The organism is Streptomyces sp. NPDC012466, assembly GCF_042955215.1.
GTDB lineage: Bacteria > Actinomycetota > Actinomycetes > Streptomycetales > Streptomycetaceae > Streptomyces.
This window is the reverse complement of sequence record NZ_JBIBEQ010000008.1, coordinates 32,085-47,399: the sequence shown is the minus strand read 5'-3', so window position 1 is coordinate 47,399 and position 15,315 is coordinate 32,085. Positions and strand designations below refer to the sequence as shown.

The window sequence follows — 15,315 nt, the reverse complement described above, 5'->3', positions numbered from 1 at the left end:
GGGCGGGTCACTCCTCGGTACTGGCCTCGCGGAACCAGCCGATCGTGCGCCGCAGGCCCTCCTCGGCGCGCACCCGCGGTTCCCAGCCGAGCTTGTCGCGGGCCAGTGTGATGTCCGGGCAGCGCACGGCCGGGTCGTCCACGGGCCGTTCGATGTAGCGGATCTCCGAGGAGGATTCGGCGAGTTCGACGACCAGGCGTGCGAGGTCGAGCATGGTGATCTCGGTCGGGTTGCCGATGTTGACGGGTCCGCGCATGCCGTGGGCGGCGGCGGCGAGGATGCCGCGCACGGTGTCGTCGACGTAGCACAGCGAACGGGTCTGGCGGCCGTCGCCGGTCACGGTGAGGGGCTCGCCGGCCAGGGCCTGCCGTACGAAGGTCGGCACCGCGCGTCCGTCGTGGCCGCGCATCCGGGGGCCGTAGGTGTTGAACAGCCGCACGATGCAGGTGTCGGTGCCCTGGGTGTCGGCGTGGGCGGTGGTCAGCGCCTCGCCGAAGCGCTTGGCCTCGTCGTAGACGCTGCGCGGGCCGACGGGGTTGACGTTGCCCCAGTAGCGCTCGTCCTGCGGGTTCTGCAGCGGGTCGCCGTAGACCTCGGAGGTCGAGGCGAGGACGAAGCGGGCGCGGGAGGAGTGGGCGAGCTCCAGGGCGTTGCGGGTGCCGAGGCTGCCGGTCTCCATGGTGTGCAGCGGGAGGCGCAGGTAGTCGGCCGGGGACGCCGGGGAGGCGAAGTGCAGGACGAGGTCCGGCGGCCGTTTGATCCGCAGTCCCTCGGTGACGTTCGCCTGCACCAGTGTGAAGCCGGGCTGTTCGAGCAGCGGCGATATGTTCTCGGGCCGGCCGGTGCTGAAGTCGTCCACGCAGGTGACGGCCGCGCCCGCCTCCAGCAGGGCGGCGCACAGATGGGAGCCGACGAACCCGGCGCCGCCGGTGACGACGGCGTGTTCCCAGTTGCGCGAGAGTGCGGTGGCCATGTCGGTCTCTCCTCCGTCGGCGGTGCAGCGCGGCACGACGGGTGCGCCCCGGGCCGGTGAACGCGGACCGGAGGGCCGTCGAAGCCCACGATCAGCCTCCGCCGACCGTGCGAGCGCGGCACGGTCGCTTACGGCAAACCGGTGAGTCACGGAGGGTGAGGACGAGCGGCCGACGAGTGTCCGCGCAGGTCTGCGGGGTGAGCGCGGAGGTGTCAGGCGATCAGCGTGCGGCCCGGGTTCAGGCGGTCGAGGAGCTGGTCCTGGTGCAGATCGGCGACGGGGGCGAGCAGGTCGGGGTGGCGCAGCAGGGCGGCGGCCTTCCGGTCGCTGTCGTCGGGAGCGGTCAGCCGGCGGAACTCGGCCCGTGATCCGTTGCTGTGGCTGCCGTCGGCGAGCGCGGTCACGGCCCGGGCGGCCAGCTCCGGATCGGTGAGCAGGCAGGCCGCCCAACTGGCCACGACCTCGTCCACCCAGGTGCGCCAGGCGTGCGCGTCCGTGTCGTCGCCGAGGGCCGCGTCGGCGCCGGTGACCCAGTCGAGCCGCCCGGAGCCGCCGGGTCCCGCCATGCCGAGCAGGGCGGCGTCCATGGCCGTCGGGTACCTCAGCCAGGCCGCTACGGTCACGGCCTGCCGGGCCTGGACCTCGCACAGGGCGGAGGCCAGCGCGCCGCCGGAGGCGGGGAAGGCGCGGGTCAGCCACTGGGCGGTCGCCGCGATGACAGGGGAGAGATCTGCTTGCACTGCCGGGCCGTCCGAAGGAAGGGAGCGGGATCTGGTCGTAGACGGTAACCGCCGCTTCCTCCACCCGGACGTGATCGGGACCTCGTCCGGGACGTGGCCTCGGCCACACCCGCCGACGCCCCGGAGCCGCGCGGGGGCCGCGGGAACCCGGCATGAGGGCCCCGGACCGGCCCCGCGGAGCGACGGTCGTCCTCCGTTTCGCCGCCGAGGGGCCGGGCACCCGGCCCGCGTGTCGTCTCACGGACCCGAATCCGCTGGTCCGGCCCGGCCCACAGGTACCCGGCCGGTGCGCACGCTGCGCTTCGACGGCTGGATAGCGGGGATCGGCACGGCCTCCGGCGTCCGTGTGGTGCTCGGGCACTGGCCGCGGTCGCCGTTCGGCCCGTTCAGCGACGTGATGGTGGAGGAGGCCGACGGGCACCGGCTGCTGCTGGCGCCCACGCGCGCGACGGCGGACTTCGTCGCCGGCACGTATGTCTTCGACGAGGTACGGGTCGTACCGGTCGAGGTGCGGATCACCGGCCGGCGGCACTGGAGCGTCACGGCCCCGCCGCTCGATCTGCGCTTCAGCACCGGCCGCCGGACCCTGCCGGGTCTCGCGCTGCGCGCGGTGCCGGGCCGGCTCGCCACCCACCCGGGCTGGATCGCGCTGTGGGACCGGCCGGCCCGTCTGCTGCTGGGAGCGCGCACCCACGGCAGTGCCCGCCCCGGACGGCACCAGTGGTACGGCGCCCGGGACCTGCACCCGGTCACCTCGGCCACCGTCACCCGCGAGGGCGAGAGCCTCGGCGCCCTCGCCCCGGTCGAGCCTCCCGTGCGCTTCGGGACCGGCTCGACGCCCCGCCCTCCCTGTCTCGTGCGGATCACCACGAGGGTGGCCGTGGAGCGGGACCGGAGTACGACAGGAGTCGCGTCATGACGGAACAGCGAGCGGAGTCCCCGGACGCTCGGCGTGCCACGGCCACCGACATGTCCCTGCTGGGCATCTACCTCAACGACCATCTCGCCGGCGCCACCGCGGGGACCGCGCGCGTGCGCTACCTGCTGCGCTCGTGCACCGGCTCGCCGCTCGCCGACGCGCTGGCCCCGGTCGCCGCCGAGATCGCCGACGACCGGACGAGCCTGTTCCAGATCATGCGTCGCCTCGACGTGCCGGTACGCCGCTACAAGGTCTACGCGGGCCGGGCGGCCGAGCAGGTGGGGCGGCTGAAGAGCAACGGAAGCCTGGTACGGCGCTCTCCGCTCAGCACCCTGTGGGAGCTGGAGGCGCTGGCGCTCGGGGTGGAAGGCAAGCTGGCGGGCTGGGAGACCCTCCGTGATCTCGCCGCCACGGACGAGCGGCTCGACGCCGGGCGGCTGGACGAGCTCATCGAACGGGCCCGGCGGCAGCACGCCACGCTGGAGGAACTGCGGCACCGGCAGGTCGAGGTCGCCTTCCGCGGCGCCTGAGCGACGGGACGGCTCACCAGAACCTGCTGCTGAGGGCGGGCTGATGGGTCAGTTGCACGGCGTCGCGCAGTCGCAGCGCGACGCTGATGGTGGCGCGCAGGGCGGACGGACGGACGGTCTGGGCGGTCTCGGTGGCGAGGACGAGCAGGCAGGCCGCCGCCTGCTCGACGACCGAGGCGGGCAGGATGAAGTCGTTGTCGGCGGCCGTACGGAAGGCCTTCAGGGGGATCGCCGCGCCGTCGATGGCCCGGTGCGCGGCCTGCTCCAGGTGCTGTGCGGCCTGTTCGCACACGGGGGCGGGCAGGGCGATGGTGCGCTGGAACGGTGAACTCGTCATGACCCGACTGCTCCCCCGCCGGTGGCCGGTTCTGTCGGCCGACGGCGGGATTTCACCGTCCCGCGTGACCGGCGCGTGGCGAATGTCCCGGAATCGAAACACGCCTCGGTCGTGGGGCAACGGCCGCCGGGGTCGAGAGGTCTGTTCCTGCGATCGGCTCACCGGGCAACGCCCCGGGGAGCACGCAGAAGTGACCACACGGGGGTATCAGAATGTTCCGCAACGCGTCCCGCCCGAACCGCTGGAGTGTCTTCGCCGTCGGCTGTGTCGCCGCCCTCGGCATCGCCGCGGCCGCGGTTCCGGCCGCCGCCGCGTCGGCCCTAGACGGCGACGACCGCTACACCGCGCAGGAGATCCACACCTTCCTGGAGGACTTCTACGGGGAGCAGGGCCCCGGCGACTTCGCCCGCACGTACGGCATCTCGCCGCACCTCAAGGAGAAGGTCGCCGGCAACCCGGAGTTCGACGTCCTGCTCTGCGCGCAGAACATCCCGTCCTCCATCGACATCGGCCCGGTCACCACGGCCCAGTCCGCGCGGGTCGGCTGGGCGACCGTGAGCACCTACTGGAACGGCGGGTCCGACAAGGCCGACTTCACCGCGTACGTCGACCTCGACGCCACGCGGCCGATCCAGCTGCTCGACGTCGACTGCGGGTCGGAAGGCTGACCGGCGCGGTCGTACGCTGGGTGCCGTTCGACCGGCGCCGAGAAGGAGTACGGATGACCGCACGGGCGGATGTCGTGGCCCGGCTCACCGGCAGGGCGGTCAGGGGCGAACGGCCCCTGTCGGGAGCTCTCGCCGAGGCCACCCTGGACGACGGGCGGGTCGTGGTCGTCAAACGGTCCGACGCGCCGGGGGCGGCACGGGCCGAGGCGGCGGGGCTGCGGTGGCTGGCCGCCGCCGGGAGTGTGCGGGTACCGGTGGTGCACGGGCATGAAGAGGGCTGGCTGGTCATCGACCGGGTGACGGAAGGGCCGCCGAGCCGGCGGGCGGCCGTGCGGTTCGGCCGGGACCTGGCGGCGCTGCACGCCGCCGCGGCCCCGGCGTTCGGGGCGCCGCCGCCGGACGGGCCGGCGGACGCGTACATCGGGCTCGCGCGGATGCGCAACGAGCCCACTGCCGACTGGCCGTGCTGGTACGCCGAGCAGCGTGTGCTGCCGTATCTGCGGCAGGCGGTCGATCAGGGCACCGTCCGGGCCGGCGAGGCGGCCGTCGTGGAGCGGCTGTGCGAGCGGCTGCCGGATCTGGCGGGACCGGCCGAGCCTCCCGCACGGCTGCACGGCGACCTGTGGAGCGGCAACGTGCTGTGGGCGGCCGACGGGCAGGTCCGGCTGATCGACCCGGCCGCGCACGGCGGGCACCGGGAGACGGACCTGGCGATGCTGCGGCTGTTCGGCTGCCCTCACCTGGAGCAGGTCCTGGACGGCTACCAGGAGGTCGCGCCGCTCGCCGACGGCTGGGGCGGGCGGGTCGGCGTGCACCAGCTGTTCCCTCTGCTGGTGCACGCCGTGCTGTTCGGCCGGGGCTACGCGGAACAGGCGCTCGCGGTGGCCCGTACGGCCCTGTCGGGGTGACCGGTCAACGGGTCACGACATGCCGTTCGTCGGGGACGCAGTGGGTCATCGTGAGGCCCTCGACGTCACGCGGCTTGTTCTTGCCGAGGTTGGCCAGGCGTTCGCGGTCGTCGTCCGTGAGGTCCTGGCTCGCCAGCGGCTCCAGACCGGCCACGTCCTCCGGGCCGATGCCCAGTCCCTCGCCGACCCGTAGACCGAGGTCGTTCTCGACCAGCAGGAAGTGCCAGACCATGCGCTCCTGGATCGCCCGGTCGCACTGGGACAGTTGACCGATGAAGTTCTTCACCAGGTCGTCGCGCTCCCAGTCCTCCAGCAGCAGATAGCGCTGACCGGCCTGGAGGTAGTCGTTGGTGCGCGGGATGCGCTTGCGGGTCACCCGGCCGTGGATCTCGGGACCCTGTTCGTCGTGGGTCGGGTAGCGTGCCTCACGCAGGCCCCCGGTGATGGACGGCTCATAGTTGACCTGCGGATTCTCTCCTCCGCCGTCCACGTGGTAAGCCATCTGGCCGTCGCGCTGGTTGGTGTGCACATCCGCGTTCTTGGCCTGGTTGACGGGGAGTTGCAGGTAGTTCGGGCCGACCCGGTAGCGCTGGGTGTCGCTGTAGGAGAAGGTCCGGCCGACGAGCATCTTGTCGTCGGAGAAGTCCAGGCCGTCGACGAGGACGCCGGTGCCGAAGGAGATCTGCTCGTTCTCGGCGAAGAAGTTCTCCGGCATCCGGTCGAGCACCATCCGGCCCACCGGCTTCGGCGGGAAGTCCTGCTCGGGCCAGGTCTTGGTGTCGTCCAGCGGGTCGAAGTCGAGCTCCGGGTGGTCGTGGTCGTCCATCATCTGGACGAGCAGTTCCCATTCCGGGTGGTCGCCGCGGGCGACGGCCTCGTACAGGTCCTTGGTGGCGTGGCCGAGGGTCTCGGCCTGGACGTTGGCCGCGTCCTCCTCGGTCATGCTGCGCACGCCCTGCTTGGGCATCCAGTGGTACTTGACCAGCTTGGTCTCGCCCTCGGCGTTGACCCACTTGTAGGTGTTGACGCCGAAGCCCTGCATGTGGCGGTAGTCGGCGGGGATGCCCCGCGGGCTGAACAGGTTGACCAGCATGTGCATGGCCTCGGGCGTCTGCGACATGAAGTCGAAGATGCGGCCCGGCTGCTGCTCGAAGGTCACCGGGTCCGGCTTGAGGGCGTGGATGACGTCCGGGAACTTGATGGCGTCCCGGATGAAGAAGACACCCAGGTTGTTGCCGACCAGGTCCCAGTTGCCGTCCTCGGTGTAGAACTTGACGGCGAAACCACGCGGGTCGCGGGCGGCCTCGGAGGAGTCGCGGCCGCCGATCACGGTGGAGAAGCGGACGGCGACATCCGTGCGTTTGCCGCGCTCCTGGAACAGCTTGGCCCGGGTGTAGCGGCTGATCGGCTCGTCACCCCAGGTGCCGTAGGCCTCGAAGTGGCCGTAGGCGGTGACGCCACGGGCGTGCACGACGCGCTCCGGGATGCGTTCCCGGTCGAAGTGGCTGATCTTCTCCAGGAACTGGTAGTTCTCCAGCGTGGCCGGGCCGCGGGCGCCGATCGTGCGCTGGTTCTGGTTGTCGTAGACCGGATGGCCCTGGCGGTTGGTGAGTACCTTGCGGTCGTCGCCCGGGGCGGGGCCGGTTCCGGATACGTCCGTCATGTGTGGGGGCTCCTTCGGCTCGTGGCCGGCGGCCGGCCGGGTCGGCACCGTGAACGGCCGCCCGGCCGGTCCTGGCGGGACGGGCCGAGTACCCGGCGGGGCGGGGTCACTCACGCGCCGGGGACCTCATCCGGGACGGCGCCGTCACTACGCTCCGTCACACGGGCCCGTGCAGAGGGACCGGATCTCCGAGAGGAGGGCGGGCCAGTCCTCGCCGTACGTGACGACGGCCGCGTACACCGCGTCCACGGCCGCCCGGAGCGGGTCGGGTTCGGCGGCTCCGGACACGGCGGGGAGGGCCATGTGGGGCTGCGAGAGGCGCACGGACGGATCCGGTGGGCCGACGATGACGAACATGCCGCGCTCGCCGGGCCCCGAGTCCGGAGGCGGACTCGACGGCCGGTCGCCGGCGGGGTCCGCGTCCGGCGACGAACTCATCCGCCGTGCGGCGGCCCTCGCGGGACCGGCCACCCACGTGGCCGCTTCCTCGGGCGACAGGGCGACGGCGCCCGCGGACGAGGGCGAGGGCTGGAAGGGCGGCCGCTCCGGCGGGACGGCGCGGCCGACGGTCCGGTCCGGGAAGTCCGGATCGGAGCTGAGGGCATGCCACATGCCGGCGTCGTCGTCGAAGGGCGGGGGCAGCGGGCGGTCTTCGTCCAGGGCGGTGAGCGCGTCGGCGACCCAGCCGAGGGCGGTGAGACCCGCGGCCTCACAGGCCCGGTGGGCCGCGCACCGGGCCACCGCACGCTGAATGGCGGGTCCCGCGGCGTCGAGGTCGTGCAGGAGGGCGGGGTCGAACTCGAGCAGGCCGCTGACGTTCCCTCGCAGCTCGCGCAGTGTCGCGCTCGGCGACCGGCCACCCCACCGGTGGCGTTCGAAGGCGAGGAGGCGTTCCCGCTCGGCCGTCTCCTCGGCGAGACGGGCCCGGCGTTCGGCCTCGGCGCGTTCGGCCGGGGTCGGCGGGGGCGGCAGCTTCCGGGCGTAGTCGTGCCAGAAGGCGGCGCTGCGCGAGGTCCGCCTCAGCACCCGGTCGCGCTCCGGCGGGGCCGGCCAGAACTGCAGCAGGTAGCGGTCCAGTGGGGGTTCGCCGTCGAGCCGGGTGTCCTTCTCGCTCGCTCGGTCCATGCCCGAGGCGCAGTAGCGCACCCGGTAGTCGGTCTCCTCCAGACCGAGCGGCCAGGAGTCCTCCCCCGCCCACTGCACGAGCGCGCTGTCCGCCGAGGCCGGGCGGAAGGACACCTCCACCACGTCCTCCCAGAGCGGATCCAACGGTGGGGCAGTGTCGTGCACCTCGACGGTGAAGCCGACGTCGCCGGTGTGCAGGCCGGTGTTCAGCCACAGGGCGCCCGGTGTCGCCGCGCCGCACAGCCCCGCGCTCTGCCCGGCGAACGCCTCGGCGAGACCCGGCCCGAAGCTGTCCGGGTCGCTCTCGACGTAGATCTGCCCGTAGTGCACATGGACCTCTCCCTCGACCGGCCTGCGCACGATCACGTCCTCCTCGCGTGGGGATGGAAGGGTGAGCTGTCCGCATCGTGGCATCCGCCACTGACAATCGGCGGCGGCCAGGTGAGAGGAGCGACATGCGGCACGTCTACTGGATCGGCGGCGGCAGCGGCGCGGGCAAGTCCACGGTCGCCCGCCGGCTCGCCGAGCGGCACGGCTGGCGTCTCTACGCGACCGACGACGTGATGGCGGATCACGCCCGCCGGACCACCCCCGGGGAAGCGCCCTTCCTGCACGCGTTCATGGCCATGGACATGGATGAACGATGGGTCGAACGGTCCCCCGAGACGATGCTGGAGACGTTCCACTGGTTCAGAGGTGAGGCCTTCGGCCTGATCCTCCAGGATCTCGCGCTCCTGCCGTGTCGGACGCCTGTGGTCGTCGAGGGGTTCCGGCTCTTGCCCCACCTGGTGAAGCCACTGCTCACCGGGCCGGGACAGGCGGTCTGGCTGCTGCCCACGCCGGAATTTCGCCAGGCCGCCCTCAGGAGCCGCGCCACACCGGAGGGACGCTTCACGCGGAAGACACGCGATCCGGAGCGGGCCGAACACAACCTCGCCGTACGGGACGCCCTGTTCACGGAGCGGCTGCGCGAGGAGACCGGACGCCTGGGGCTGCCCGTCGTCACGGTGGACGGCACGATGACCGAGGACGAACTCGTCGAACGGGTCGCCGAGGTCTTCCGCCTCCGAGACGGCACAGGGCCCGGACCCCGTTCGGGATCCGGGCCCGGGAAGGACGGTGCGTCTCAGCCTTCCTGAAGGCGTGCGCGCAGCAGCCTCTTACCCAGTTCCGCACCCTTGCGGCTGTCCGCCTGGGCCTTGCGGAACAGGTCCGCGACCTCGGTGTCCTTGGCGCGCTCCGCGTCCTGGATGTAGCTCTCCAGGCGCAGGGCGTTGTTCAGGCACGCCTCGACGTACCAGATGAGGTTGTAGTCCTTGTCCTGCGTACCGGTCACACCGCCGGTCTCCGATCCACTGCTCATGCGGGTCTCCTTCTCGCGGAGCGGACCAATTCAGGCGCCGGACGGGTACCCGCCCTCCGGTCGGGCACACAGCCCGTGTTCAACACGTGGAGTGATTACTGCGTCACGCGGAACCCAACCGGGCCGGGCAGACCCGTACGCACCACCAACTCCCCTCCCCTGTACGGCAATTCAGACAGTTGACACGGAAGCGGCCACGCGGCGATCACTTTCGGAACGAAGTCGTGCTCCACCGTGCGAGACCGGTCGATGACGGTGTGTACTGTGCTGCGGGTGGCTCGCCAGAGCACCTCGGACCCAGCCCTGCCCGACTCCCTCCTGGAATCGACTCGATGATCGAAGTACCGGACCTGGCCGTCGGTGCCCTCGCCCTCGGCACACTGTCCGCGATCGCCCTCGGCGGCGGGCTCCTGCGCTCACGACGGCAACTGGAGGCACAGCGCGCGAAAACGGCCGCGCTGCGGGCGCAACTCGACGGAACCTCGCGGTCGTTCATCTCCGAGGTGGAGCATCTGGCGACGCGACGGGTGCCCGCCGCGGCCCGGCAGGCGGCGCATTCCCACGTCACCGTGCCCGGCCCGCTGAACCCGCAGCTGGCCGGGTCGCCCCTGGGACTCGCCCTGGAGCAGGTGCTGAAAGGGCTGCACACCGAGCTGGCCGCGCAGCGCATCCGCATCGACGCGGCCGCCCAGGCCGGGATGCGCGGGGCCACCCGGGAGATCCAGGCGGCGCTGTACCGGCTCCAGGACGCTCTGCGTGGACTGCAACAGCGCTACGACGAACCCGAGTTGGCGCAGACCCTGTTCGAGCTGGATCACGAGAACGAGCAGTCGCTGCGGCGCGCCCAGATCGCCGCCGTGGTGTGCGGGGCCTGGGTGGGGCTCGCCCGGGAGGACTCACATCTGGTGGACGCGGTGACGGGCGGCCAGGCCCGGCTCGCGGGCTACCGGCGCGTCCGGGTCGGCAACCACCTGGCGCCCGGTACGGCCCTGGTGTCACACGCCGTCGAGCCGGTCGCCATCATCGTCGCCGAGCTCCTCGACAACGCGCTGAGGCACTCCGCACCCGACACCGACGTCGTGGTCAACCTGGAGGCGGTCCACCACGGCGTCTGTGTGACGGTGGACGACGCCGGGCTGGGCATGACGCAGGACGAACGGGCTCGGGCCCAGCGGATGGTCGCCGGTTCCGATCCGATTCTGCTCACCGAGCTCGGCGACCCGCCGCGCATGGGGCTCGCGGCCATCGGCCAGCTGACCCGGCAGTTCGATCTGAGCGTGGACCTGTCCTCCCCGTCCCCGTACGGCGGTGTGCGGGCGGTCCTGCGGATCGACAGCCATCTGCTGACGAGGATCGACCCCGAGGAACTGCCTCCGGCCGCCAGCGCCCCGCGCTCGACCCGCAGGACGGTGGCGCGGGCCGCGGGGAGCGCAGCCGGCGCTTCCCGCGGTCCGGGACCGGACGGGGCCGGCACGCCCAGCGGCGCGTCCCGCGCCCGGGAGCAGGGTGAGCCCGCCACGTCCGGTGGAACGGTGCCCGGCGCATCCGTGCCGCCCCCGGCTTCGGACCCTGCCCGGCCCGGTCCGGTCCGCACACCCCGACCCGCCCCGGCCGCCCCGCCGCACCAGCCCGAACCCGCCCCGGCCGCCGGGTCCGGTGACTGCGTCGCGACCACCGAGCCCGAGGGGCCCGAGCCGCTCCCCACCACCCCGCACCACCACCACGACCACGACTACGGCACCGAGCAGGACGCCGACGTCTCCGCCCCGGTCCCCGGCCATCACGGGCCGCGCGACGGCGGCGGCCTCCCCCAGCGGCGTCGCCGCAACCGTGCCGCGGCCTCGGCCGGCCAGGCCGCCGAACCCGCACCGGCACGCCGTCCCCGCCGCCCCGAGGACGCCGCCGCCGCCCTCGGCGCCCTCCAGTCCGGGACCGCGGCAGCGCGCAACGCCGCCGGGTCGAACGCCGACGCCGTCCCGGCCGTATCTGAGGGTGCCCCGGCCGTGACCACGGCCGACGGGGCCAGCGACGACACCGACAGCAACGACCACGAAGGGGGAACGGCTCGATGACCAGCCGCGCAGCGGGGGACACGGCCTGGGTGCTCGAACCGGTCCTGGAGGTGCCGCACGTCGTGGCAGCCGTCCTTCTCACCCGGGACGGACTCGTCACCGGATACACCGACGCGCTGTCACGGCCGTCGGCCGAGCGGGTCGCGGCCATCACCAGCACCGTGCAGGGCGCCTGCCGTACCGCCGCGGCGGCGTTCGCCGACACCGACCGGGCCGACATCCGGCAGGTGGTCATCGAGTCGGACCACGGCTATGTGCTCATCGTGCCGACGGACCACGGCACGTGCGTCGCCGCGTACGGCGATCCCGAGGTGCGGCTGGACCTGCTGGCCCACCGGGTGCACTCGCAGGTGGCGCGCCTCGGCGAGAAGGCGATGGCCGCCGGGCCCCGGAGTGCCGACGGCGACACGCCGGCATGACCGGCCGCCGAGGCGGCCGTCCCCTGGTTCCCGCGTACCTGTCGACCGGCGGGGTGGCGCGGCCCAGCCGTGCGCATCTGGAGCGGCTGTCCGTCCTCACCGGCAGCGGTGAGCCGGCCCCCGCCGAACTGCCCGCCGCCCAGACGGCCCTGCTGGAGGAGCTGCGGCACGGGTCGCTGACGGTGCTGGAGGCCGCGGCCCTGCTGCGCCTTCCGGTCTCCGCGGTGCTGGTGCTGGCCGCCGACCTCCTCGACCGCGACCTGGTACTGGCCCGCGCGCCGATCCCGCCCGCCCGGCGCTTCGACCCCGACCTGCTGAAGAGAGTGGCCGATGGCCTCCGCGACCTCAAGCACCGTTGACGCCGAGCCGGGGAGTGCGGACCTCCACCTCCCCGACACCGCCCGGGACTTGGTGAAGATCCTGATCACGGGGCCCTTCGGGGTGGGCAAGACCACCCTGATCCGCTCGGTGTCCGAGATCCGCCCGCTGCACACGGAGGAGCAGGTGTCCGAGGCGTCCGCACAGGTCGACGACCTCGCTGGCGTGCGGGACAAGTCGACCACCACGGTCGCCATCGACTTCGGCCGGATCAGTCTGCCGGGCGGCGTCGTGCTGTACCTGTTCGGCACACCCGGCCAGGAGCGGTTCCGGGCGCTGTGGGACGACATCGCCTACGGGGCGCTCGGCGCCCTCGTCCTGGTCGACGCCCGCCGGATCGACGCCTCGTTCGACGTGCTGGGGCTGGTGGAGGAGAGCGGACTGCCGTACGCGGTCGCCTTCAACACCTTCCCGGACGCGCCCCGCCACCACACGCCCGAGCAGCTGCGCGCCGCCCTGGACCTGGAGTCCACGACCCCGATGGTGACCTGCGACGCGCGGGAGGCGAACTCCTCGGTCGACGCCCTGCTCGCGCTGGTGCAGCACCTGATCGACCACCACCCCCCGGAGCCCCGGTGACCCGACCGTCCCCCGCCGAGCAGGCCTTCTCCCTCGCGGCGCCCGTCCGTCTGTGGGAGGACGGCTTCGCCCGCGACCCCCACCCCTACTACGCCGCCCTGCGCGCGCACGGCCCGGTCGGCTGGGCGGAACTCGCCCCCGGTGTCCCGGCGTACGTCGTCACCGACCGGCGGGCGGCGCTGGACCTGCTGCACGACAGCGAGACGTTCTCGCACGATCCCCGGCCGTGGGAGGCGACCGTCCCCGACGACTCGCCGGTGCTGGGCATGATGCGCTGGCGTCCCAACACCCTGTTCGCCGACGGCGGCGCCCACCTGCGCTACCGCACCTCGCTGCTCGACGCCTTCGACCTGGTGGAGCCGCACGATCTGCGGGCCCGGGTGCACCGGGCGGTGCACCTGCTGGTGAGCCGGATCGGGCCGCGCGGGGAGGCCGACCTGGTGGGCGAGTTCACCCGGCCGCTGATGGCGCTGGTGTTCAACAGCCTGTTCGGGCTGCCGGACAGCGCGAGCGAGCGCCTCGACTCCGCCCTGGGCAAGCTGATCGAGGGCGGAGCCCAGGCGGCCGCGGGCGAGGCCGAGTTCGGCGGGTACGTGCTGGAGCTGATCGCGGCCAAGAGGGAGCGGCGCGGCGACGACCTGCCGAGCTGGCTGCTGGACCATCCTGCGGGCCTGACGCCCGAGGAGGTCACCTGGCAGGTGTTCCTCACCCTCGGCGCGGGCCACGAGCCGACGGCCAACCTGGTGTCCAACGCGCTGTCCAGGATCCTCGGCAACCCGGCCTACTACTCGACGCTGACCAGCGGCGCCCGTCCCGTGACGGACGCGGTGCTGGAGGTGCTGCACCACGAGACGCCCCTCGCCAACTACGGCATCCACTACGCCCGGACGCCGGTCACCTTCCACGGGGTGTGGATCAGGGCCGCGGTGCCGGTGGTGATCTCGTACGGGGCGCTCGCCCAGGCCGCCGAGCGGGAGCGCGGCGCGGACCGCCATCCGTCCGACGCCTCCCACCTGTCCTGGTCGGCGGGTCCGCACGCCTGTCCGGTGAAGCAGCACACCCTGCTCATCGCCACCGAGGCGATCGAACGGCTCACCCTGTGGCTGCCCGACCTCGAACCCGTACTGCCCCGCGAGCGACTCACGTGGCGGCCCGGTCCGTTCCACCGCTCGCTGGCAGCCCTGCCCGTCCGATTCAGCCCCCGCTCTCCCGACCAGCCAGGAGGACGACCGTGACCACGACCGACCGCATCGCTCTGGACCCGTTAGGCGCCGACATCGCCGCCGAGAGCGCCCGGCTGCGTGCCCTCGGCCCGATCGTGCCCGTGGAGCTGCCCGGCTCCCTCCCCGCCTGGGCGCCCACCCGCTACGACACGCTGAAGGAACTCATCCTCGACCCGCGGGTCAGCAAGGACCCGCGGCTGCACTGGCGGCTGTGGCCCGAGATCGGCGAGAACCCGTCCTGGGCCTGGATCCTGGGCTGGGTCGGTGTGGTCAACATGTTCTCCACGTACGGCGCGGACCACACCCGGCTGCGCAAGCTGGTCGCGCCCAGCTTCACGCACCGGCGCACCGAGGCGATGCGGCCCCGGGTGGAGGCGATCACGGCGGAACTGCTGGACGCACTGGAGGCCGCCGACGGCGAGGTCGTGGACGTCAAGGAGGGGCTCGCCCATCCGCTGCCGATGCGGATGATCTGCGAACTGATGGGTGTGCCGGAGGAGTTGCGGGGGGACACCGGCCGGCTCATCGCGGCCATCATGGACACCTCCGACCCGAGCCCGGAACACGCGGCGTCCGTGCAGCGGCAGATCGGCACGGTGCTGCCCGCGCTGATCGCGCACCGGGCCGCGCATCCCGGGGACGACATGACCACCGAGCTGATCCGGGTCCGTGACGAGGACGGCGACCGGCTGAGCGACGAGGAGCTGCTGTACACGCTGCTGCTGGTGATCGGGGCCGGTTTCGAGACCACCGTGAACCTGATAGGCAACGCGGTCGTCGCCCTGCTCCGCCGTCCCGAACAACTGGCGGCGGTACGGTCCGGGGAGATCCGCTGGGACGCCGTCGTCGACGAGACGCTGCGCGCGCACCCGTCGATCGCGTCCCTGCCGCTGCGGTTCGCCGTCACCGATCTGACGGTCGGCGACGTCACGATTCCGGCCGGGGACGCCATCATCACCACGTACGCCGCCGCCGGGCTCGATCCCGAGCACTACGGCCCGGACGCCGACCGTTTCGACGCCACGCGGGCCGCCGACGACCATCTGGCGTTCGGGATCGGCGTCCACCGCTGCATCGGGGCGCCGCTGGCCCGCCTCGAAGCCCTGACCGCGCTGCCGGCCCTGTTCGACCGGTTCCCCGGCCTGCGCCTGGCCGCCGACGGCGAGGGACTGCGGCAGGTGCCGTCGTTCATCGCGTTCGGCTGGCGGGAGATCCCGGTGCGGCTGCGGGGCTGACGCCACGCCACCCGAGGCACGCGCCGCACGGGGCAGCGCGCGGGAGCGCGACCGGTCCCCCGTTCCGGTCGGGCCCCCGCGGTGAGTTGAACCTACGTCCACGCCCGTTGCCTTGTGAACCGTGCCGATGCCCGCTGCACGCCCGGCAGGGCTCACCCGTGCACAGCCGCGTCCGGATGGCCC

The 15,315-nt window shown here is 72.9% G+C and carries 17 protein-coding genes; 11 read left to right on the top strand and 6 right to left on the bottom strand.

The annotated features are described in order from the left end of the window. Nucleotides 1-7: 7 nt before the first annotated feature. Together ACFY9E_RS27725 and ACFY9E_RS27720 are read right to left on the bottom strand one after the other, a co-directional pair. On the bottom strand, nucleotides 8-973 hold the full coding sequence (locus tag ACFY9E_RS27725; RefSeq protein ID WP_390988484.1) for an NAD-dependent epimerase/dehydratase family protein: 966 nt from the start codon (nucleotides 971-973) through the stop codon (nucleotides 8-10). Between the two features lie 212 nt (nucleotides 974-1,185). After that, a complete protein-coding gene (locus tag ACFY9E_RS27720; protein WP_390988482.1) occupies nucleotides 1,186-1,713 on the bottom strand; it encodes a hypothetical protein in 528 nt (175 codons plus the stop codon). Between the two features lie 286 nt (nucleotides 1,714-1,999). Here ACFY9E_RS27720 and ACFY9E_RS27715 point away from each other — a divergent pair, with 286 nt between their 5' ends. Both ACFY9E_RS27715 and ACFY9E_RS27710 read left to right on the top strand, forming a co-directional pair. Beyond that, nucleotides 2,000-2,632, top strand: a complete 633-nt coding sequence (locus ACFY9E_RS27715; protein WP_390988481.1) for a hypothetical protein — start codon at nucleotides 2,000-2,002, stop codon at nucleotides 2,630-2,632. Next, the gene (locus tag ACFY9E_RS27710) at nucleotides 2,629-3,162 is read left to right on the top strand and encodes a hypothetical protein (protein ID WP_390988479.1); all 534 of its coding nucleotides are present in this window, start codon (nucleotides 2,629-2,631) and stop codon (nucleotides 3,160-3,162) included. Before ACFY9E_RS27715 ends, ACFY9E_RS27710 begins: the two co-directional genes overlap by 4 nt. Nucleotides 3,163-3,175: 13 nt before the next feature. On the opposite strand, the gene ACFY9E_RS27705 is transcribed toward ACFY9E_RS27710, so the two are convergent. Then, nucleotides 3,176-3,499, bottom strand: coding sequence for a hypothetical protein (locus ACFY9E_RS27705; protein WP_390988477.1), 324 nt, complete (start codon nucleotides 3,497-3,499; stop codon nucleotides 3,176-3,178). Nucleotides 3,500-3,711: 212 nt separating this feature from the next. On the opposite strand from ACFY9E_RS27705, the gene ACFY9E_RS27700 reads away from it, so the two are divergent. Next, nucleotides 3,712-4,167 (top strand): hypothetical protein, encoded by a 456-nt coding sequence (locus ACFY9E_RS27700; protein ID WP_390988475.1) that lies wholly within the window; start codon nucleotides 3,712-3,714, stop codon nucleotides 4,165-4,167. Between the two features lie 53 nt (nucleotides 4,168-4,220). Then, nucleotides 4,221-5,075: a fructosamine kinase family protein gene (locus ACFY9E_RS27695; protein ID WP_390988473.1), complete on the top strand. Its 855-nt coding sequence runs from the start codon at nucleotides 4,221-4,223 to the stop codon at nucleotides 5,073-5,075. Nucleotides 5,076-5,079: 4 nt separating this feature from the next. Here the strand turns inward: ACFY9E_RS27695 and ACFY9E_RS27690 are convergent, their stop codons facing one another. Both ACFY9E_RS27690 and ACFY9E_RS27685 read right to left on the bottom strand, forming a co-directional pair. Then, nucleotides 5,080-6,738, bottom strand: coding sequence for a catalase (locus tag ACFY9E_RS27690; protein ID WP_390988471.1), 1,659 nt, complete (start codon nucleotides 6,736-6,738; stop codon nucleotides 5,080-5,082). A gap of 147 nt (nucleotides 6,739-6,885) precedes the next feature. Continuing rightward, nucleotides 6,886-8,223, bottom strand: coding sequence for a hypothetical protein (locus ACFY9E_RS27685; protein ID WP_390988469.1), 1,338 nt, complete (start codon nucleotides 8,221-8,223; stop codon nucleotides 6,886-6,888). A gap of 95 nt (nucleotides 8,224-8,318) precedes the next feature. Here ACFY9E_RS27685 and ACFY9E_RS27680 point away from each other — a divergent pair, with 95 nt between their 5' ends. Beyond that, nucleotides 8,319-9,002, top strand: a complete 684-nt coding sequence (locus tag ACFY9E_RS27680; RefSeq protein WP_390988468.1) for a hypothetical protein — start codon at nucleotides 8,319-8,321, stop codon at nucleotides 9,000-9,002. Here the strand turns inward: ACFY9E_RS27680 and ACFY9E_RS27675 are convergent. Beyond that, nucleotides 8,990-9,226 carry a hypothetical protein gene (locus ACFY9E_RS27675; protein WP_390988466.1) on the bottom strand — a complete coding sequence of 79 codons (237 nt, stop codon included), beginning with the start codon at nucleotides 9,224-9,226 and terminating at the stop codon, nucleotides 8,990-8,992. The two genes, ACFY9E_RS27680 and ACFY9E_RS27675, sit on opposite strands and share 13 nt — an antisense overlap. Nucleotides 9,227-9,558: 332 nt before the next feature. Here ACFY9E_RS27675 and ACFY9E_RS27670 point away from each other — a divergent pair, with 332 nt between their 5' ends. From ACFY9E_RS27670 to ACFY9E_RS27645, 6 genes are read left to right on the top strand one after another with little or no spacing between them, the layout of a single operon-like run. After that, a complete protein-coding gene (locus tag ACFY9E_RS27670; protein ID WP_390988464.1) occupies nucleotides 9,559-11,298 on the top strand; it encodes an ATP-binding protein in 1,740 nt (579 codons plus the stop codon). Next, nucleotides 11,295-11,717 (top strand): roadblock/LC7 domain-containing protein, encoded by a 423-nt coding sequence (locus ACFY9E_RS27665; RefSeq protein WP_283973804.1) that lies wholly within the window; start codon nucleotides 11,295-11,297, stop codon nucleotides 11,715-11,717. Before ACFY9E_RS27670 ends, ACFY9E_RS27665 begins: the two co-directional genes overlap by 4 nt. Next, a complete protein-coding gene (locus ACFY9E_RS27660; protein WP_390988462.1) occupies nucleotides 11,714-12,076 on the top strand; it encodes a DUF742 domain-containing protein in 363 nt (120 codons plus the stop codon). The genes ACFY9E_RS27665 and ACFY9E_RS27660 overlap by 4 nt, the downstream gene beginning before the upstream one ends. Next, complete coding sequence (locus tag ACFY9E_RS27655; protein ID WP_390988461.1) at nucleotides 12,048-12,674, top strand: ATP/GTP-binding protein; 627 nt, start codon at nucleotides 12,048-12,050, stop codon at nucleotides 12,672-12,674. The genes ACFY9E_RS27660 and ACFY9E_RS27655 overlap by 29 nt, the downstream gene beginning before the upstream one ends. Next, a complete protein-coding gene (locus ACFY9E_RS27650; protein WP_390988459.1) occupies nucleotides 12,671-13,909 on the top strand; it encodes a cytochrome P450 in 1,239 nt (412 codons plus the stop codon). The genes ACFY9E_RS27655 and ACFY9E_RS27650 overlap by 4 nt, the downstream gene beginning before the upstream one ends. Beyond that, a complete protein-coding gene (locus ACFY9E_RS27645) occupies nucleotides 13,906-15,132 on the top strand; it encodes a cytochrome P450 (protein WP_390988457.1) in 1,227 nt (408 codons plus the stop codon). Before ACFY9E_RS27650 ends, ACFY9E_RS27645 begins: the two co-directional genes overlap by 4 nt. The last annotated feature ends 183 nt before the right edge of the window (nucleotides 15,133-15,315 follow it).

Bases quoted from the DNA above. Each gene is read 5' to 3' on its own strand.
- ACFY9E_RS27700 (WP_390988475.1), top strand. From the start codon at position 3,712: ATGTTCCGCAACGCGTCCCGCCCGAACCGCTGGAGTGTCTTCGCCGTC.
- ACFY9E_RS27695 (WP_390988473.1), top strand. From the start codon at position 4,221: ATGACCGCACGGGCGGATGTCGTGGCCCGGCTCACCGGCAGGGCGGTC.
- ACFY9E_RS27680 (WP_390988468.1), top strand. From the start codon at position 8,319: ATGCGGCACGTCTACTGGATCGGCGGCGGCAGCGGCGCGGGCAAGTCC.
- ACFY9E_RS27675 (WP_390988466.1), bottom strand. From the start codon at position 9,226: ATGAGCAGTGGATCGGAGACCGGCGGTGTGACCGGTACGCAGGACAAG.
- ACFY9E_RS27665 (WP_283973804.1), top strand. From the start codon at position 11,295: ATGACCAGCCGCGCAGCGGGGGACACGGCCTGGGTGCTCGAACCGGTC.
- ACFY9E_RS27660 (WP_390988462.1), top strand. From the start codon at position 11,714: ATGACCGGCCGCCGAGGCGGCCGTCCCCTGGTTCCCGCGTACCTGTCG.
- ACFY9E_RS27670 (WP_390988464.1), top strand. From the start codon at position 9,559: ATGATCGAAGTACCGGACCTGGCCGTCGGTGCCCTCGCCCTCGGCACA.
- ACFY9E_RS27710 (WP_390988479.1), top strand. From the start codon at position 2,629: ATGACGGAACAGCGAGCGGAGTCCCCGGACGCTCGGCGTGCCACGGCC.
- ACFY9E_RS27655 (WP_390988461.1), top strand. From the start codon at position 12,048: ATGGCCTCCGCGACCTCAAGCACCGTTGACGCCGAGCCGGGGAGTGCG.
- ACFY9E_RS27725 (WP_390988484.1), bottom strand. From the start codon at position 973: ATGGCCACCGCACTCTCGCGCAACTGGGAACACGCCGTCGTCACCGGC.
- ACFY9E_RS27690 (WP_390988471.1), bottom strand. From the start codon at position 6,738: ATGACGGACGTATCCGGAACCGGCCCCGCCCCGGGCGACGACCGCAAG.
- ACFY9E_RS27705 (WP_390988477.1), bottom strand. From the start codon at position 3,499: ATGACGAGTTCACCGTTCCAGCGCACCATCGCCCTGCCCGCCCCCGTG.